At 63.5% G+C, this 19042-nt stretch carries 11 protein-coding genes; all 11 read right to left on the bottom strand.

Features of this window, described 5'->3' with window-relative positions; translation table 11 throughout:
• Positions 1-108 precede the first annotated feature (108 nt).
• Positions 109-8445, bottom strand: a complete 8337-nt coding sequence (locus EDF75_RS18930) for a hemagglutinin repeat-containing protein (protein ID WP_133600500.1) — start codon at positions 8443-8445, stop codon at positions 109-111.
• Positions 8438-8986: a toxin-activating lysine-acyltransferase gene (locus EDF75_RS18925; protein WP_133600499.1), complete on the bottom strand. Its 549-nt coding sequence runs from the start codon at positions 8984-8986 to the stop codon at positions 8438-8440. Before EDF75_RS18925 ends, EDF75_RS18930 begins: the two co-directional genes overlap by 8 nt.
• A complete protein-coding gene (locus EDF75_RS18920) occupies positions 8986-10665 on the bottom strand; it encodes a ShlB/FhaC/HecB family hemolysin secretion/activation protein (RefSeq protein WP_208113322.1) in 1680 nt (559 codons plus the stop codon). The genes EDF75_RS18925 and EDF75_RS18920 overlap by 1 nt, the downstream gene beginning before the upstream one ends.
• Before the next feature lie 177 nt (positions 10666-10842).
• Positions 10843-12327 carry an EAL domain-containing protein gene (locus EDF75_RS18915; RefSeq protein WP_463671437.1) on the bottom strand — a complete coding sequence of 495 codons (1485 nt, stop codon included), beginning with the start codon at positions 12325-12327 and terminating at the stop codon, positions 10843-10845.
• Positions 12314-13219 (bottom strand): fimbrial protein, encoded by a 906-nt coding sequence (locus EDF75_RS18910; RefSeq protein ID WP_133600497.1) that lies wholly within the window; start codon positions 13217-13219, stop codon positions 12314-12316. The genes EDF75_RS18915 and EDF75_RS18910 overlap by 14 nt, the downstream gene beginning before the upstream one ends.
• A 17-nt stretch (positions 13220-13236) precedes the next feature.
• Positions 13237-13740: a type 1 fimbrial minor subunit FimG gene (gene fimG / locus EDF75_RS18905; RefSeq protein WP_041147097.1), complete on the bottom strand. Its 504-nt coding sequence runs from the start codon at positions 13738-13740 to the stop codon at positions 13237-13239.
• Between the two features lie 12 nt (positions 13741-13752).
• Positions 13753-14280 (bottom strand): type 1 fimbrial adaptor subunit FimF, encoded by a 528-nt coding sequence (gene fimF / locus EDF75_RS18900; protein WP_241782649.1) that lies wholly within the window; start codon positions 14278-14280, stop codon positions 13753-13755.
• A gap of 13 nt (positions 14281-14293) precedes the next feature.
• Positions 14294-16930 (bottom strand): fimbrial biogenesis usher protein, encoded by a 2637-nt coding sequence (locus tag EDF75_RS18895; RefSeq protein ID WP_133600495.1) that lies wholly within the window; start codon positions 16928-16930, stop codon positions 14294-14296.
• A 74-nt stretch (positions 16931-17004) separates the two neighbouring features.
• On the bottom strand, positions 17005-17709 hold the full coding sequence (locus EDF75_RS18890; RefSeq protein ID WP_463671436.1) for a fimbria/pilus periplasmic chaperone: 705 nt from the start codon (positions 17707-17709) through the stop codon (positions 17005-17007).
• A 56-nt stretch (positions 17710-17765) separates the two neighbouring features.
• The gene (gene fimI / locus EDF75_RS18885; RefSeq protein ID WP_045857310.1) at positions 17766-18305 is read right to left on the bottom strand and encodes a type 1 fimbrial minor subunit FimI; all 540 of its coding nucleotides are present in this window, start codon (positions 18303-18305) and stop codon (positions 17766-17768) included.
• Between the two features lie 70 nt (positions 18306-18375).
• Positions 18376-18924, bottom strand: coding sequence for a type 1 fimbrial major subunit FimA (gene fimA / locus EDF75_RS18880; RefSeq protein WP_045857312.1), 549 nt, complete (start codon positions 18922-18924; stop codon positions 18376-18378).
• Positions 18925-19042 lie beyond the last annotated feature (118 nt).

The following is a 19042-nucleotide window of genomic DNA, read 5'->3' as shown; positions in this document are numbered from 1 at the left end:
CATCAGATATGTAATGGATAGTGGAAATGACCCCTCCGATACATAATAAAAAAACACTGAGCGCAACTGACCAATAAAAGAATAAAACCACATACGAAAATACGTGCTTCACTGTTTTTTCTCCTCTGTTGTCTGGGGGGGGGTATTCATATCTTTTATAAACCCATTAACAAACTCAGATGTTACGCCGCCGATAAAATCATAAACAGGGCCTGGTATAGAGCTATCCCCTATAGCTTTAGTTACAACGCTGGGTGCATATTCACCGACAGCACCACCGAATAAAGCACCAGCAGCAGAACTGGCGGCTGTTCCAATATTCGGCCCGTCAGTAAATATCGTACCACCAGTAGCTATACCCACGTTCTGCCAGATACTTCGCCCGGGTGCAAGGCCACCAGTTATTGCAGCCACACCGGTACCCGCATAGTCATACGATTTATTTTCATTTCCGGACTGACTCATATCGAACCACTGGTAAGAGCCGTTAGCTATGGCACCAATGACAGAACCACCTACAACTTTACCAACCGACGCCGCAGGCCCTAAATACGCGGCTCCCGCAATCAGTACCCCATCCTTATAGCCATCCACAATCACTTTTGTGATGTTAGCACCTTCAGGCAGGTCACCTTTAGCCAGTTTATCCAGTCCAGCCTGTGTCTGCTCCGGCGTCAGGTTTTTATCTACTGCATATTGATTCCAGGAAGCTGCTGCAGCGCCATAGTCATTCAGCCCGGATGGCAGGCTGAACATATCATTGTTCTCTGATGTGTTCTTACCAGCCTGGCCGCCTGCCACTGCACCGCTTGTATCTCCCCCGGCGAGCCCGCCCGCCAGACCGCTTGCCAGCGTGCTTAGCGCAGACACCGTTTGTTTTTGTGTTTCGCTCAGTTTGCTGAAATCATCTGTACCATATAGCGCTTTCGCTATCACTGATGTTCCGATAGCCGCCGTTGCGGCACCCGCAGCGCCTGCTGCTGCACTGTTTCCCTGTAATTCAGCCGCAACCCCGGCCATGACGGCATGAGCCATTACCCGGCTGGTTTCATTCGGTGAGTATTGCTTAATAACCTCCGCCACATACGGCGCCGCGCCGCCTGCCAGAGCGGCCTTCAGGTCGCTGCCCGCCAGCCCCTGCACGGCGGCGGTCGCCGCCTGAATCGCCTGCTGGACGCTGCTCCCGGTACCCCATTGCTGCTGCGCGGCCTTATAGCCGTCGGTCGCGGCCAGCAGAGCGTTATATTGCACCCAGTCCTCCTTGCTGGCGCCTTTTTCCGGCTCGTTGATCTTGTCCTTCGCCAGCTCGGCCTTGCCTGCGTTGATGGCGTTAATCTGTCCCTCGGTGCGCGCAATATCCGCCACCTGGTTGCCAATCTCGCCGATCAGCTGGGTCTGCTGCAGGCGCTGCTGCTCCTTCTCCTTATCAAATATCGGCGACAGGGTCTGGTTGGCATGCTCCACGTCGCGGCTGAGGTTCGCCACGTCCTGCTGTTGTTTATCCTTATCCCGTACGATGATGTCGCCATCGCTCACCGCCGCGTGGGTGGTGCTGCTGTCGTGGCCTTCGTTGTTCCCGCCGGTCAGCAAGCCGTTGGCCATGTTCCCCGCAAACTGGCTGCCGATGCTGCCGCCGCTGCTGAACCCGACGCTCTGGTGCTCGGTTTTAAAATCGGCGCGGTTGTCGATATCGCCCCAGCCCAGCGTGCCGGTGTCGAGGCGGTTTTTATCTGCGGTGGCAGTGCTGCCAATCACCGCGCCATCCAGCTGAGTATGCTCGCCGACGGTGATGTCATACCCGCCTTTGCCGGCAAAGATGCCCGTCTGCTCCACCACGGAATCGTAGTTGCTGTGCATCTTGTCCTTGCTGAGGTTGACGCTGGCGGAGCCGCTCATGGAGCCGAAGGTGAAGCTGCCCCCGGCGCTGGCGTTCTGCTGTTTCGAGTCGTAGCGGTCGCTGTCCTGCTCGGAGGTGAGGGTCAGGTTGCGGCCGATATCGGCGATAACCGTGTCGCCGCTGACCTGGGTGCCGGTAAGGGTGGTGTCGCGTCCGCTGTTGAGGATGAGATTATTGCCGGCATCGACGGTGGTTTCGCTGTGGGTGGTGCCGTTGCCGCTTTCGCTGCCTTTGCCCTTGTTGACGCTGGCGGAGACGCTGATCCCCCAGCCGCCGGAGCCCACGCCAATCCCGACGCCGACCGTGCCGCCTTTGCTTTCGTTTTTGCCTTCAAGCAGTGAGGTATTTTCAGCGGAGATCAGGTTCAGGTCGCGGCTGGCGGAGAGGGCCACGTCGTTGCCCGCCTTCAGCTGGCTGCCGACCGCGTTCAGGTCGCCTTCGCGGGCGGTGATGCTGAGGTCGCGCCCCGCCGTCAGGCTGCTGCCCTGGGCGGTGGTCTGCTCGCTGTGCTGGGTCGATTTCGACGACTGGCTGCCGTAAGAGAGGCTGACGCCAACGGTATTGTTGTTGGCCGGATCGTTGCCCTGCGCCGCATCCAGACGGGCGGCCTGGCCGGCCTGCACGCCGGAGAGGGCCGCCTTCACGCCCTGCAGGGCCTGCAGGCGGCTGCTGCCCGCAGATTTGGCGTCCTGGGTGGCCTGCACCACGCTGTTGAGGGCGCTGCCCGCCGCGCCGGAGAGGGCCAGAGTCAGGCCGGAGGTTTTCTGTTCGACCACGTGGGTCTGCTGACTCTGGTTTTCGGCGGCGGTAATGGCGACGTTTTTGCCGCTCAGGGCCATGTCCTGGCCGGCGATCAGGTCGGAGCCGTTGACCGTCAGGTTGTCGCCCGCGCGCAGCGTCAGGTCGCCGTTTACGCTGCCGACGGTGCTGCCCGCCCGGATAACATCCGCCCCGGTATCGGTGGTTTTCACGCTCTGGGTGCCGTAGCTGAAGCCGATCCCGCCGGAGCTCATCAGCCCTGATTTTTTCTCCTGCTTCAGGTGCTGCTCGCTGTTGTACTCATCCTGGGTATCGATCCGCAGGTCGTTGCCCGCCCGCAGGGCCACGTCGCCGCTGCCGGCCACGCTGCTGCCGCGCACGGTGAGGTCGTTGCCGGCGGTGATGCTGACGCTGTCGCCGTTCAGCTCGCTGCCCTGGGCCGTCTGCCGCGAGACGCTGTCCTCGGTGCGGGTGGTGGTTTTGGACAGCCAGCCGCTGCTGCCGGTGACCTTGTGGCGCTCGTCCAGCGTCTGGCTGTTTTCGCCCGCCGCGAGGGTGACGTTGTTGCCCGCCCCGAGGTTCAGCGCCGCGCCGGAGGAGAGGAGGGCGCCGCGGGCGCTGAGGTCGTTTCCGGCGCTGAGGGTGACGCTGCCTTTGCCGGTCACTTCGCTGCCGGTGCTGCTGCTCTGGCTCTGGCTGAGGGCGTTGTCGGCATCCCACACCAGATTATCGTGCCAGGCGGTGGTGACGTCGTTGAGCTGGATATCGCGCCCGGCGACCAGCTGGACTTCGCCGCGTTCGCCGCTGGCGACCACCTGCGCGCCGCTGAGGGTGATATCGCGGCCGGAGTGCAGCGTCAGACTGCCGTCATCGCCCTGGACATAAATGCCGGAGACGCTGTCGATGGTGGTGCGGCTGAAGCGGTTATCGCCGCTGACGCTCCGGGCGTCGGCGAGGGTGGTGGTGGCGTTGATGTCCCGTCCGGCCACCGCCTGCAGGCTGCTGTCGCCCTGGATGATGCCGCCGATGTTATTGATATCGTTGCGGGCGCTCAGGCGCACGTCGTCGCCGGTCAGGGTGCCCGCCCGGTTGGTGATATTGTCGGCGTCAAGCTGCAGGACGCGGCGGCCGTTAAGGGTGCCGCTGTTGAAGAGGTCGCCGTTGAGCCTGATGCTGACGTTATTCCCGGCGAGCAGCGCGCCGGAGCCGTCGATGTCGCCCGGTTTCACTTTGGCGTAGACCTGCGGCACCAGCACGCTCTGCAGCGAGCCGTCCGGCATTTTCACCGTGGTGTTCACCAGCCAGACGATATCCCCGGTCAGCAGCGCCATCTGCTCGGGGGTCAGCGCCACGCCGCTCTTCAGCGCGTACTGCTTCCCGAAGGTAATGCCCTGATCCATCAAGGCTTTAAACTGCTCTTCGTCGCTGGTGTAGCCGTCAAGGTAGCGCTGGCCGGTCAGGGCAACCACCTGCTCGCGGATCAGCCGCTGCTCGTAGTAGCCGTCTCCCAGCCGTTTCAGCGTCGTGTCGCCGTTGCCGGCCAGCGCCTGCTGCATGTAGTCGCTGCCGAGCCACTGCTTCTGGTTGGTGAAGCGCGGATCGGTCTCCACCAGATACGGCACGTCGGCGGCCGGGTTGACCGTAAACAAGCTGTTATCCGGCAGGGTGGTGTTCGGGCCGACGATGCGAATCGCCCCTTCCGCGGGCGTGACCTCAAACTGCTGGCCCGCCGGAGGCGTGACCGGCTCGCCGGGCGAAACGGTGTGCTGACCGGCGACGGCGCCCGCCACGCCGATCGCCGCCGCCGTGCCCTGCGGGGTCAGCGGCGCGAGGGTGAGCGGCGTGCCCTCGACGCTGCCGCCGCTGATAAGCTGCCCCGGCTTCAGGGAGATGCTCTGAATTTCGCTCGGCGGCGTCCAGGCGGTACGGTCGCGGCCCTGCTCGTCGCCCCCTTTGTGGCGAATGCGGTAGTAGTGGGTGGCGGTACCGACGTCGGTGGTCCGCCGCTCGCCCGTTACGTCGTCGTTTTTCACCTCCCGCAGGCCGGCGATCGCCAGGGTGCCGCCGGCGATGACCTGGCTCTTATCGTTCAGCAGGCGGTCGCCGGTGAGCGTTATATTGCCGCCGGCGAGGATCTTCGCCGGGTCGGATTCGAGGATCCGCGTCTCTTCCACCGTGCGGGTATAGTCGAACTGGTTGAAGCTATCGTTATTGCTGCCGGTGTCGTCCGGAGTATTCAGATTGCGCAGGCCGTCGGCGGAATTACCGTCGACAAACACGCCGTCGTCCGCGGCGTTCCAGCGGTTGGGGGAGCCGGTGTGCTGATATTCGGTTACCTGCTCCTGAGCAACGGTGACGATCCCGGTGGCGAAGCGATCGTTGATGTTGTTGATCTGCCCGGCGGCGATCGTCATATTTCCTGCGGATTCGATCGTCGCGCTGTGGTTATCGATCGTTCCCGCCCGGCCGATCGCGGCGCCGTTATCTCCCAGCGCGCCGCCAATCAGCAGATCGCCGCCGCTGTAGATCAGCCCGTGGTCGCGATTGTTCAGGGTCTGTACCCCGAGATCGACGCGCTCGCGCCCGGCAAGGGTCGCCGCCGTGCCGTTTTCCGCCAGGTTGTTGAAGGTGACGGCATTGACGCCAACGGCGTTGCCGTAGATGCGCCCGCTGCCGCTGTTGGTGAGGGTTCCGGCGTTAATCCGCGTATAGCCGCCGTCGATCAGCCCGGCGTTGAACAGCGTGTCGCTGACGTTAAGCGTGTTTTGCCCGGCGTTAATTTCGCCGCTGGACCCGTTGTTCAGGCTGCGGCCGGTGAGATCGAGCCTGCTGCCCGCCAGCAGCTTACCGCCGTTGGTGATATCCCCCGCGGAGGTGAGCGTGAAGCTGCCGTTGGCCACCATCGTCCCGCTGTTATTCAGCGACCGGCGGCTGCTCAGCGCCATATCGCCGAGCGACAGCAGCTGGCCGCCGCCGTCGAGACCGTCCGCGTCGATGCGCAGCATCTCGCCGGCTTTCACCGTGCCGCCCTGGTTTAGCAGCGCCAGCCCGTCGCCGCGAATATCCACCGTCCCGGAGGCCGCCAGCCCGCCGCTGCGGTTGTTGAGCTCGCCGTCGTTGCGTACCGTCAGCGATTTATCGGCCAGGATCATCCCGCTCTGGTTATCGATCGTCTCGGTTGCCAGGGCGATGTTCTGCGCCTCCAGCCCCTGATTGTCGCCAGGGGTATTGTGGTTGATAAGCCTGGCGGCCGTGAGCGTTAGCGTCGCGCCGCTGCGCATCAGCCCGGAAACGTTATCCACGATGCCGTGGGCGCTGTCGATCAGCAGGTCGCCGACGCTCTGGATCTCTCCCCCGCCGTTGTGCAGGTGCCGGCTGCGCAGGGTGGCGGCTGCGCTGCTGATGATGCTGCCGCTGCGGTTGCTGATGTCGTCCGCGGCGAGCGTCAGGCCCTCGCCGCTCTGGATCAGGCCATCGCTATCGTTGATCAGCTGCCCGCCGCTAACGCTCAGCGTCCGCTGCGCCGCCAGCTGGCCGCCCTGGTTGTCCAGCCGGTCGGCGTGGAGCAGGGCATCCGCGCTGCTGAACAGGGTGCCCTGGCGGTTGTCGAGGCTGGTGACGCCAACGTCGAGCGCGCCGCCCGCGCCGACGATCCCCCGGGCGTTGTCCAGCGTGCCGCCGCGCAGCGTCATCGCGCCCAGCGCCTTCAGGCTGCCCTCGTGGTTCAGGAAGGAGCCGAAGCTGGCGTTCAGGGCCTGCTCCGCGGCGAACTGACCGGCACGGTTATCAACAGCTCCCCCTTTGAAGGTGAGCGTCCCGCCGCTGGCGAGGTAGCCGGACTGGTTATTGAGCGCGCCGCTGTGAATAGCCAGCGCGCCGTGCGAATACAGCGATCCGAACCGGTTGTTGAAGGTGCCGTCGGCGAGCGCCAGCGTGGCCCGGTCGGCGACGATAACCCCCTGCTGGTTATCCAGCCCGGCGGCGCTGATGGTCTGGGTTTTGGCCGCTTCGATGCGCCCTTTGCCGTTGCTAACCGCCTGCGTGCTGCGGATCTCGCCGCTGCCGGTAGCGGCGGAAATCAGCCCCTCGTTATTATTGAGAATGCCGGCGTCGAGCCGGGTATCGCCCGCCGCGGCGAGGGTGCCTTTGCGGTTATCCAGCGTCGTCCCGGCGTGTGCCGTCAGGCTGCCGCCCTGCGCCGCCAGCACTTTCCCGCCCTGGTTATCGACGGCGTGCGCCGCGAGCTGAATATTGCCGTTGGCGGCAATCTCCCCCTCCCGGTTATCGATATCGCCAGGCAGATTGACCGCCAGGGCGCCGCCGCCGGTCTGCACCAGCTTGCCTTTGCGGTTCGAAAGATGCTGCGCGGAGAGGGTTATCGCGTCGGCGCTGAGCGTGCCGCCGTCGTTGTTGAGCGTTTGGCCGCTGCGCAGGGTCAGATCCCGGGCGTTGACCCCGGCGTTTTGCGTCAGCAGGTGGCCCGCGCCGCTGTCCAGCTCGACCCGCTGGCCCTGGGTCTGGCTGCCGCTGATGTCCACCCCCTGGCCGCTGGCGCGCAGGTTCCCGCCGGCCAGCGTCTGGCCGTGGACGCTCAGCTGGCCGTCGGCGTGCAGCCGCAGGTCGCCGCTCTCCGCCAGCTTGCCATCATTTTGTACCCCGGCGGCCAGCACGCTGCCGCGGCTGCCGGTGAGGCTGGCCGCCTGAATGTCCACGTTCTGGCTGGCGGTCAGCGCGCCGCCGTTGCTGAACTCGCCGGCGGTGCGGACGGTGGCGTTTTCGCTGGCGCGCAGCGTGCCGCTGTTTTCAATGCGGCCGTCGGCGCTCAGGCTTACGCTCCCGGCCTGGGCGCCAATGGCGCCGGCGTTGCGCACCCCGACGCCGCTCTCGGTGCCGACCATACGGATTTTACCCGCATACATGCCGCCGAGGCTGGCGACATCCACCGCCAGCTGCGGGCGGGTTGCCGGATCGTCGCCGGTTTTTTCGATGCGCTGGTGGGCGGCATCCACCCGGTTGCGCCCGGTGGTGACCCGCAGATCTTTGGCCCACAGCCCGGCGTTAACCTTTACCGAACGGGCGATAATATCGGTGTAATCGGCCCCCGAGCTCTCCATCCCGGCGCCTTCGATGGTCACTTCGCCGCGTTCGACCTGATAGCCGGTGAGATTGCCGTTGTTAAGCTGCGCCTGGCCGGTGGTCAGGGTGGCGCGGTTGGCGTTGATAAAGCCGCAGCCGTTACAGGTAATGCCGGACGGGTTGGCGATCACCACCTGGGCCTTTTTGCCGGCCACTTCAATCATCCCGTTCAGCCGGCTGGGGTCGCGCGAATTCACCTCGTTCAGAATGACCTTCGCTTCCCCTTTCGCCAGCCAGGGGTTCCCCGCCACCATGCCGCCCAGCTGGGTCTGCACGTTCTTATGCGAGTTATTGAGGATCGCCCCCTGCTGGTTGACGTCGAACTGGCTGTAGGTGTTGCGCGATACCCCGGCGGCCGACGGGGTCTGAATATTGACCTGCGGCGTGCCGTTGGCGCTCGGCATCACCGTCGGCTGCTGGTTTTTCGGCGCTCCGGCGTCGGCGACGATATTGGCCTGCGCCGGATGAATAACGCCCATCGCCAACCACAGGCTGAAGCTGATGGCGCTGATTTTACCGTACAGCCGGCGCGGAAGGCTTCCCGGCGCGGAAGAACGTGCGGAGCCGGCGCGGCCGGAGCGGGCGATGTCCGCCACCACCATCAGCATGCCGCGCGCTTTGTTGAACACAATACGGTAGAGGTTCTTATTCATGGTTTAGTCCTTTAAACGCTTCCGGCAGGTTGACGGCGAGCGGGTGGGTCAGCCGCCAGAGCCTGGCCTGTTCGCGGCTGACGCGGCGGCCGTGGAACATCACCACCCGCTTGCCGCGCTGCTCGCCGCGGTGATAGAGCGCGCGAACGCAGTGGTCGGCAAAGACGTCCTGGCGCATCAGGGCGTTCATGGCGGCGGTATGGCCGAACGGCGCGATCCAGTCGCAAAACCACATCCGGTCGCCGCTGTCCCAGTCCGCCTCGCGCATCTCAATCGCCGGACGGGTGAGGTAGCGGGCCTCCGACTCCCGGTTAAGCCACGCCCAACTGAGAAAAAACACCGGCCGCTCGTTTTGGATAACCAGCACATACTGACGGCGCTTGATGATCGGCATCAGCAGCGTGGGCAGGGCGTGCAGCGGGGCGTCACGGTGCATCGGCGAATGCATCCATAGCCAGACGCTGGCCCCCAGCACTTCGGCCTCGTTGTCGGTACCGCCGAAGATCAGCGGCGCCTTAATCTCGTATTGTCCAGTGCGCATCACCAGCTCCAGTTCAGGTTGAAGCCAAGAGTGACGGCGCTGGTGTGGAACCCATCCGGCTTCGAGAATGGCGTTCCGGCGAACAGGTCATAGCCGGTATTGAAGGCGCTGCCGCGAAGGCCGATAACGCCGCCCGCCAGGTGCTGGCCGATAAGGTAATCAGCGCTATAGCCGCCGACTTCACCGTAGTCCGCGCCGAGATAGAGCTCCTGGCTCTCCAGCGGGGTGCGCCAGGCCAGATCGTTGCGGACGTACCAGCCGTGGCTGGCGCTAAGGGTGCGCTCGCCGTCGAATCCGCGTACCGTCCAGCGGTTGCCAATGGCGAACTGATCCTGCGGCGTCAGCGGGGTGTTGCTGAGCTGGCGCAGATACTGCACGTTGTAGCGGAAATTCTGGCTCCCGAGGGTAAAGGGCAGGTCGAGCTGGGCGTTGAGCTGGGTGATTTTGCTCAGCGCGGTGGCATCGCCGACGTACTCTTCCGGCGCGGGGCGTGCGCCAAACCAGCGGGTGCCGCGCTGGTAGCTGGCGCCGAGATCGAGGGTGGCCTGGCCGATATAGTGGCGATGCTGCAGCCCCACGCGCCAGGCTGCCGTCTGGCGACGCTGGACGCCGACTTCGGTATCGTCGATGAAGTTGCGGGTTTCGCGGGCCAGCACGTCGTAGGTGAAGGTCGTTTTCTGCGTCCCGCTGCGGTGCAGAACCCGGCTGAGCTGCACGTCGAGATTTTTACTTTTGCCGCTGTAGCGATAGTCGCCGTTCAGCCCGGCCACCGTCTGGTGATAGTCGTAGTCGCTGCCGGTGACCCCCAGCATCCAGTAGCCGTAGGGCACGGAGTAGTGGGCAATGTAGTTGCGGCTGCTCTTGCCGCCGCTATCGTCCAGATCGTGGCTGGCGGAGAGGTAGAGCAAGTCGCTGAGCGAGAAGGGGTTATCCAGCGACAGCGTTACGCCGCCCTGATAGCGACCGGTGGTTTCGGTGCCCGAGTCGTCCAGCGACAGCCCCAGGCGCCACATCTTCGCCTGCTTACGCGTAATGACGATATCGCTCTCGCCGGGATTGTCGCCGGGGACAATTTCCATGCTCGCCTCGACGGTAGGCAGACGCTGGAGATTTTCCAGCCCCTGTTCGATATCGCGCAGGTCGAGCAGATTGCCCTCATGGGCCGGAAAGGCGCTATACAGCCGGATATAGTCGTCGCTCTGCGGCGTCAGCCGTACGTGACGCACGTAGCCCGGCACAATCGCCAGCTTCAGCGTACCGCTTTTCAAATCCTGCGCAGGGGCCAGCACGCGGGTGGTGATCCAGCCGCGATCGACCAGCCGGTTTTGCAGGGTGCTCATCAGCAGGTTAATCCCTTTCCCTCCGAGACAGCGCCCCTGCGCCTGGTCGGCGATGCGCTGCAGCGGCAGCCAGCGGGGGAGCGCCTGCTGGCCGCTCAGCGCCACGCGGTGGATGGGAAAGCAGGGCGTTTCCGGCGGGAAGGGAATGCGGCCGAAGCCGGAAGCGGGCTCGGAGAGGCGCACGTCGGGCGTCGGCGGGGTCAGCTGCTGCTCCAGCGCCTTCTGACGCTGCTGCTGAATGATAAACTGATCGTCCGGGCCTGCGGCGCGGGCCGGCAGGAGAAAAAATAGGCCTATCGCTGAGGCGATCGCCCGGCAAAGAATGGCTTTGCGGTTCATTGGCATCCTTGCAATGTGAAAATGAACAAAATGTGAGTTTGTGTAAAATTGTTCAATTTTTGTCAAGGAAAGGGAACCTGGCATATTCCGAAAAAAGCGTGCGTCCCCGTTGAGACGCAGAGGGGAAAAGAGAGGGAGATTGACATAAACTGCCGTGTTTTCAGCAGGAAGCGAGTTCTATCCGGCCGCGGGGGCGGCGCAGCGTCCCGGCGAAAAGCGTTGAATAATATCCTCGAGGTTTTCGCGACTGACCGGGGGCGAGATCAGATAGCCCTGAAACCTGTCGATCCCCAGCGCCTTCAGCATATTCAGCTTTTCCAGGCTATCCACCCCCTCGGCAACGCAGCGGCTGCCGGTTAGCTGGCAGTAGTAGATCAGGCTTTTTACCAGCGCCAGCGCGTGGGCGTCGTGCTGGAAATCATTCACGATGCTCATGTCGAGCTTGTACTCGCTAAAGCGCACCGCGCGGACCGGAAACATCACGCTGCTTTGTGAAAAGCAGTCGTCGAGCATAATGCGAAAGCCCTGCTGCTGTAATTTCACGATATTGCTGCCGATCTTCCCCTGGCGGTTGAGATCGACGGTTTCGGCAAATTCCAGTACCAGCCTCTCCGCCCAGCGTGGTTCAAGCAGCTGCTGGCGGGCCGCCTCCATCATCCGCATGAGATTGTCATGACCGGCGATGACCGGCGGGACGTTTACCGAGAAGTAGTACTCCCCGCGATGCTGGTTGATCCCCTGAACCGCTTCCCGCAGCGCAAAGGCCGTTAACAGTAGCCAGGCATATTCCGCGCGCACCAGCGGCAGAAACTCGCCGGGCAGCAGCACGCTGCCGCTGCGCCGCCAGCGCGACAGCACCTCAATCCCCTTGAGCATCAGCCGGCCATCGGTAATGGGCTGGAATACCGGAAACACCTGCCGACAGTGGATCGCGTGCACGAACTCGCGCTCAAACGCCGAAAGCGTGGCGAAAGCCTGCGCTTTGTGCCCTTTTGCCTGGCCTCCGGGGAAGCGGGTGGCCAGATGCGGATGATGTTCCACCATCTTTTTTAGTCCTGACAGTCTCTGGTTATAGAGGGTTTTATGGCTCACGCCCCGCAGCTCGGCCTGGCGAGTGATGCTGTATCCGCGCAGCCAGTCCAGCGCGGCGTTGAATTCGGGCTTGCTCAGGCCCGTCGGGGGAATGCCGCGCGCGGCCGCCTCCTCACAGGCCAGCATCTCCAGCGAAGGGTAGTCCGGCGCAGCCTGGCCCAGCAGCGAGGCCAGCTGCCGGCAGGGCAGGTCGGAGGCGACGGTTTTGACGGCGGCAAGGCGGCGGCGGTTGCCTACCAGGTGCAGCAGCGTTTGCCACAGCCAGCCGGCGGGGCTGCGGCTGAGGATCAGCATCGGCAGCGCGTCGGCGCTGCGGTCGAGCAGCAGCGCCGCCTGGCGCAGGGTGAACAGCAGCCAGAAGGGGTCGTCGGGCAGAAACACCACGATCCGCCGGAAGGTCGCCGGGTCGGGCAGCGACGGCGCGTCATGGGCCTGAGGGGATAAAAACGTCGGCCGCCGCCCGCCCGCGCCGATCAGCGAAGACAGTCCTTCCGCCGCCATCGAACAGGGCGAGAGTATGCACTCCCCCGCCGGGGCGGGCGGCGGGACCGGCGCCCTACTGGTAGACAAACGTCACCCCAATAATCGACTGCACGTTGCCGGCGGTGACCTGTCCGCTGGTGCGCGCGTACTCGGCCGTCAGCCCGAGGCTCACCGGCGACGTGCCGACCGTACCCAGCGATACCGGGCTGTTGGCGGATACCGCCGTACCGCCGCGGGTCAGCTGCACGCCGATCCCCTGCGCCGGCGAGGCGGAGGCGGTATTGGTGAAAATGGCGTTGCCGGAGCCGGTGGTGGTGCCCGACAGGTAGTAGCCCAGCGTCTGGTTCTGCGCGCAGTGCACCGTCAGCGGCACCGCCATCGAGCCGGGATAGTCCGGCAGGGTCACCGTCACGTCGCGGGCGGAGACGTCGCAGCCGCCGGTCGGCACCACCACGTCGTTATTGGCATAAATGTTCCAGACGAACTGGTAGGAATCGCTGTTGTAGTTGTTGGTCTGATGGAGGATCAGCACGGCGATCAGCGAGCCGGAGGTAATGGCGATCCCGCCGGCGGTGCTGACCGGCGTCAGGTAGAGCACGGTTGGCCACGGCTTATCGGTGGTCGAGTCGTAAATCACCCGCGAGGTTTCCGTGGTGGTCGGGAACGGATAGGAGCTGCCGTTGTACTTTACGGTACCGGAGAAGCTCGACAGCACGCCGCCGTAGGCGGAGCCGCGCTGCAGGGTCACGTAGTCGGTGATGGTCTGCGGATAGTCGTTATGGCAGAAAATCTGCGTCGAGAGGTCGACCACCAGGTTTTGCCCGACGCTCACTGCGGGAGAGAGATTCACGTAGACGTTGGCGCTGCCGCCGCCGATGGGGATCGTTTGTCCGCTGGCGGTTTTACAGGCGAAGGACCAGGCGTCAATCGACCAGCCCATCATCGCCAGCGCGGCCAGCAGGGTGACTATTTTTTTCATAAACGTACTCTCCTGATTCAGGCGTAGGTGTAGGTGACGTTAATCACCGCCTGAATGGTTCCCTGGGTGGCGCCGCCGTTCACCGTCAGCGCCCTGACCTGCAGCGGGAAACGGGCGGACTGGGTGGCGTCATCGACCTGCACCGATTGAGTGGCGCCGTTGTTCAGCGTGGTGCCGCCGCTGTCCTGTAGCTCGAGCTGGATATTGCCGGCGGTGCCCTGGTTTTTGTAATAGCCGGTGCCGTCCGCGGTGCCGCTGAAGGTGGCGACCACCCGCGAGGTGCCAATCGGGCAGTTGCTTAAATCGAGCGCCACGCTGTGCCACGCCGAAGCGGCCCCCGCCGAGACCAGGCTGAAGGTGTAGAGATCGCCGAGTTCGACGGTGGCGTTGGTGGTCGACACCGTGCACGGTTTGGCCACCACCTTGCCGTTCACGGTGATGGTGACGTCGGCGGCCTGTAGCGAGGAGGCGGCCATGAGCAGCGCGCCGGCTACCAGCCAGCCTGGGGGAGTCCATTTCATCTCAGCCTCCGGTTACTGAAATTCCAGCGTAAAGGTCGCTGTGGCGTTAACGTGCCCGGCGGTGACCGGGACCTGGGTCGCCATCAGGCGGGCGTAAAAGTTCAGAATATTGGTCTGCCCCGGGGTCAGGGTGGTCCAGGCTATCGCCGAGGAGGCGGCGTTCAGCGGCAGCATCGCCTGCTGCGTATCGAGGATCTGCACCCCCATCCCCGCCGCGGCCGACGCGCCGCTGTCCAGCTTTAACAGGCCGGTGTTGAGGCTATCCGCCACCCCGGTGAAGCCCACCTTTACCGCGGTAACCGAACTGCCGCAGGGCGACAGGACGATGCGAAACGGCACCGCGGGCGTGGTGGCGCCGACGGTATGAAACTGTTTGGCGGCGTTATCCAGCAGGTCGACGGTAAAATCCTTTGATTCTCCCGCCACCGCGCAGGCGTTATCCCGCACGTAGCCGCTGATGGAGATGGTGCTGTCGGCGGCGCACGCGTTGGCGACGGCAAGCGACAGCACGGCCAGCAGCAAATAGAACGATTTTGTCATCATGATCCTTTCCTTAGCGGCACACCGCGGAGAGCTGGCTAAGCGACTGCTGCTGGCTCTCCGGCGGCAGGCGATACTCGGCCACGCAGCCGGCATCCGGCCCGTCTCCCCACTTCACCTGTACCCGGCCGGCCAGCGGCATCCCGCTGAGGTAGACCTGGCCGTTATCGGCGACAATGCTGCCGCTCTGATTGCTCGCCGAGGTCACCATGGCGCCGAACGGCACCGGCTTGCCGTTGCGGGTGAGGGTCATCAGCAATTTCATCCCGACGTGGGCCTTAAAGTCGGCGCGCACGATCGCGCCATGGGTGGGCACCACGCTGACCACGGCGTCGTCAAGATCGACGTTGTCGGCGAGGGTGTTGGTATCCAGCGCCACCCGGTTCTCCCGGTACTCGGTGGCGTAAGGCAGCACCGCGTAGCCGCGCCAGTCGGTGCGCACGCCGGTCTGATTCTCCACCTTCACCTTCTCCGCGCCGGGCGCTTTGATAAGCACCACCGTGTCGTTCAGCGGCTGGCTTAAGGTCACGCCGTTGGCGTGGGCCAGCACGCCGCCGCTGACGCCGTAGTAGAGCTGCTTAAAGCCGTCGCTGCGGCTGTAGCCGACGTTGGCGTTGCCGTAGCCGCCGCGGTAGTTCAGGGCGGTATAGCCCGTGCCGCCGCTGCTGCCGGCGCCGCCTCCGGCGTAGCCGGTCTGCACGCTGTAGCTGAGGTTGTTATCCTCCAGCAGCGTGCCGTAGAGCCCGGCGAGGTTGGTCATCCGGCCGTCGAGGTCGTGCGACATGCTGTAGCTGGCGCTGGCGTGGCGCCACGCTGATTTGCTGTCCGATCGCAGCCAGTGGCTGAACGGAATGTTGACGTTGACCGCCAGCATCTGGTCGCGCCCCTGCTGCCAGGCGTTTTTGGTCAGGCTGTAGCTCAGCGTCCAGTTGATATCGTCCACCGCGGCGTTGAGCCCGGCCTGCAGCTGCTGGTCCGCCTTGCCGGTTGACCAGTAGGTCTGATGGCTGCCGCTCATATAGAGCGTGGCGGTGCGTCCCAGCTGCTGGGTGACGCTGGCCTGCACCCGGCCGCGCTTGCTGTAGGCGAGGTTGTAGTAGTCGGTGAATTTGGGCTTCACCTGGATAACGCCGTCCTGGGTCTCGACGTCGTAGCCGCTCATCCGGCTATAGGTGGTATCGGCAAAGCTGTAGTAGCCCCGCGTGGAGTAGCGGTAGCCGACCAGCTGAATATTGGTGCCGATTTCGTTAAGCGATTTGTTATAGAGAAAACGCAGCGACTGCCCCTGATGGTTGCTGTCGTCCGGCAGGGTGGCGTTTGCCTGAGTCACGTCCAGCGACACGGCGCCGAACTCGCCCATGTTTTTGCCGACGCCGAGGTTAAAGGCGCGGTAGCGGTCGGCCAGCTGGGAGCCGCCGTACAGCGTCCAGCCCGCCGGCAGGCCGTGGAGCAGCGTTCCCTGGAAGAATTTCGGCTTCTCCTGCTGGTCGTTGCCGCTGCGGTATTCCCCCGCCGTCAGGGCGAAGCGCGAATGGCCCTCGCGCTGCAGCACCGGCACCGTTGACCACGGCACGGTGAAGACCTGGCGGGTGCCGTCGGTCTCTTTGATGGTGACCTGCAGATCGCCGCCGTTACCTGCGGCATAGAGATCGTTGATGGTGAACGGTCCCGGCGGCACCGTGCTTTGATAAATTTCGTAGCCGTTTTGCCTGATCGAGACCTGCGCCGTTCCCCGGGCAATCCCGTGAATGACCGGGGCGAAGCCTTTCTGGCTGTCCGGCAGCATATTGTCGTCAGAGGCCAGCTGGGCGCCGCGGAAGTTGATGCCGTCGAACACGTCGCCGTTGGTGTAGCTGTCGCCGAGCGTCAGGCGCGAGCGCAGGGGGGTAATGTCCCGCTCCAGCCAGCTGTTGACGTGCTGCCACTTATTTTCGTTGCTCGATGAACCGCCGCCGCTGCTGTAGCTCCAGGTGGTATTATCGCGCAGGCGCCAGGCGCCGAGGTTGAGGCCGCTTTGCAGATTAAGGTAGGCATAGTTGCTGCTGCCGCCAATATCGTTGTGCACGTTGTTGCCGGTGAAGTTGTAGTTCAGCAGCCCGGCGTTAATTCCGTCATCCCACAGTTCCGGGGGAATATAGCCGCGCGCGCGGTTGCCCATAAAGGCCTGGGGAACGGTCAGGTACAGGCGCTGCTGGCCGACGTCGAAGCGGCTGGTGGACTCTTTGATCATGGCGGCGAGGGGGACGCAGGCGTCGGCGTCCAGCGCCTCCATTCCCGCCACGGCGGGCGTGTTAACGCCCATGCTCGCCAGCTGCCCGCGGGTCAGGCAGGGCGCGAGGCGATGATCCTCCTCCCCGGCCTTAAAGGTCACGTCGCGGGTGGTCATAAAGCCGTTGTTCAGGTAGATATCGACCCGATAGGTGCCGGGCGGCACCTCCTGTCCCTTCTCGAAGTTCGAGAGGTCCGCCACCGCCGCCGGATCGTCGGCTAAAAAACGCGGGTTAAAATAGAGCTCCGCCCGCGCGGAAAAGGCCAGGGTAGCCAGCGCAAGCAGCAGCGGGAACTGCACCTGCGGCCCCGCAAAACGCGGGGCATGACGCCGGGTGCGGGGAGAAACCAAACGGTTCGGTCCATATTTCAGATGTGACATAATCCCTCCGGTCCGAAGTCGCCCGGCTGTCAGTTCTTATTATATTTCAGGGGATAACGCTGGTTTCCCCGTAGCTATTGCGCGACGCCCTTCATCCGCGGGGTCAGCGCGCCGTAGTCGTTAATCGTCCGCCAGGAGATCTCGCTGCCTGCGCCCGGCGGTAGCTTCACCGAGGCTTCGCCCATTGGCGGAACCAGCGCGTTTTCCAGCACCCGGGTTCCGGCGTTGAGTTCGGTCACCGTCAGGTAGTAGGGAGTAGGGTTAATCAGCGTGAGGGTGTTCGCGCTGCGGCGAAAGCGCAGCTTCTCCGTCGCCTGGTCCGGCGAGAGCGCCAGCTTAGCCGGGCGATAGTAGAGCTTGATGCGGCTGATAATCGCCAGTTGCAGGGTATTGTCGCTGAGCTTCGATTTATCCATCGACGGGATCGCCTTAACGTTCATCCAGAACAGGCTTTCGCGATCCTGCGGCAGCTGATTGTTGGTGGCGTCAATGATCCGCAGGGTGTTCTCTTTTTTACCCTGCATGGCGAACAGCGGCGGGGTGATCACAAACCGTCCGTCCTTCTGACCGTCGGCATTTTCTACCCACGACTGAATCAGATAGGTGCTGTTGTCATCGTTATTGGTTACCGCCAGCTGGACCTGCTTTTGCCCGGCAGGATAGATAACCCGGGTGGCTCCCAGCGCCACGCCCGCATCGGCAGCGGTGCTAAACCCGGCGGTGGCGATCATCAACAATCCCGCCACCAGGCTTCGCGTCATCCCCAGTCTCTTTCTCACGTTTTCCCCTTTTATACTCACCGTTGATTCCCGTATCCGGTATGCCTGCTGGCTGGTTACTGATAGGTCAAAGCAAACCAGGCCTGAGCGTTCGCGGCTCCGCCGGTCACCTGACGTCCGGTCGCCCGATATTTGGCGACAAAATGTAGCGTGGTTGGTCCGGTATACAGCCGTGACCAGGCCGCCGGTGGGCTATTGAGCGGGATCGGATGGTCCTCGCCGTCAAACAGCGCCACGCCGACGCCGGTTGCGATGCCGGGGCCTTCGCCCACCGAGAGCACGTCCGGATTTTTGCCGTCAGCAACGCCGTGAAAGGTCACTCCCACCCGCTGGCTGACCGCGGTGCTGCAATCCTGCAGATGGATCGCGAAAGGAACGGGGTTAGTATCTTCGCCAACTGAATGAAACCGATTGCTGCTGATTTGCCCCATCTCGACCGTTAGCTGACGATCTCCCGCTTCCACGCGGCAGGATTCGGCGATGATCACGCCCTGGAAACGCATGCTGCCGCCGGGCAGGGTGACGTTCCACTGGTTACCGGCCAGCGCCAGCGGCGGCAGCAAAACGATCAGCAGACCTGATTTCATTCCTTGCATCGTGATTACCCCAGTCCTGTATGGATAACGGGCCGTCCTGGCCCGACGAGCATCCGTGCCTGATGGTGAATTACTCGTACTGAACTTTGAAGGTCGCGTCGGCGTTAGCGGTACCGGCAGTTGCTGCGCCGGTCGCGTAGTAGCGAGCCTGGAACGGAATGATGTTGGTGCCATCGTTCAGCGTGGTGGCAGCACCGAAGGTTGCGCCGTCGAGCGCCAGCGCGGTGCCGGTGCTGTCGAGGATCTGGACGCCAACGTTAGTTGCGCCGCCGGCTGCAGAGTTTTGCAGCGCCAGTACGGTGGTGTTGGTGCTATCGACCGCGGTGCCGGAGAAGGCCACGGAGGCTTTAGTCGCAACGGTCGTATCGCAGTCGTCCAGCTGGATGTTGAAACCAACGGCGGAGCTGGTGCTGCCCGCGGTAGCGAGCTTGGCTGAACGCACCTGGCCCAGCTGTACGGTTTGATCGATAGAGCCGGCGTCTACTGCACAGGCTGCGTTGACCACTTCCCCTTTAAAATGCACTGTCCCGCCGTTTACCGTGGTGGTATCGGCCAAAGCCGCCGCGGAGCTCAGGGACAGGGCTGACAGAACAACGATTGCCAGTGTTTTGATTTTCATGTTGTTTTCCTTTAAACAATGTCGATATTACGAACCGAAATTGGCAGTCTTTGTGCCTTCCAGGCATTCCATATGTCAGCCGAATGGTCCGACTGCCGGCTCTGCTCAGTTTTTGCCC

Origin of the sequence: Klebsiella sp. BIGb0149 (genome assembly GCF_004362605.1) — a bacterium.
Lineage (GTDB): Bacteria > Pseudomonadota > Gammaproteobacteria > Enterobacterales > Enterobacteriaceae > Klebsiella > Klebsiella terrigena.
Note: the sequence above shows the minus strand (reverse complement) of the source record. Positions and strands in the feature narration are given on the sequence as shown.

Excerpts from the sequence above, each read along its gene's own strand:
- EDF75_RS18930 (WP_133600500.1), bottom strand. The coding sequence starts at position 8,445 with ATGAATAAGAACCTCTACCGTATTGTGTTCAACAAAGCGCGCGGCATG.
- EDF75_RS18925 (WP_133600499.1), bottom strand. The coding sequence starts at position 8,986 with ATGCGCACTGGACAATACGAGATTAAGGCGCCGCTGATCTTCGGCGGT.
- EDF75_RS18920 (WP_208113322.1), bottom strand. The coding sequence starts at position 10,665 with ATGAACCGCAAAGCCATTCTTTGCCGGGCGATCGCCTCAGCGATAGGC.
- EDF75_RS18910 (WP_133600497.1), bottom strand. The coding sequence starts at position 13,219 with ATGAAAAAAATAGTCACCCTGCTGGCCGCGCTGGCGATGATGGGCTGG.
- fimG (WP_041147097.1), bottom strand. The coding sequence starts at position 13,740 with ATGAAATGGACTCCCCCAGGCTGGCTGGTAGCCGGCGCGCTGCTCATG.
- fimF (WP_241782649.1), bottom strand. The coding sequence starts at position 14,280 with ATGACAAAATCGTTCTATTTGCTGCTGGCCGTGCTGTCGCTTGCCGTC.
- EDF75_RS18895 (WP_133600495.1), bottom strand. The coding sequence starts at position 16,930 with ATGTCACATCTGAAATATGGACCGAACCGTTTGGTTTCTCCCCGCACC.
- fimI (WP_045857310.1), bottom strand. The coding sequence starts at position 18,305 with ATGCAAGGAATGAAATCAGGTCTGCTGATCGTTTTGCTGCCGCCGCTG.
- fimA (WP_045857312.1), bottom strand. The coding sequence starts at position 18,924 with ATGAAAATCAAAACACTGGCAATCGTTGTTCTGTCAGCCCTGTCCCTG.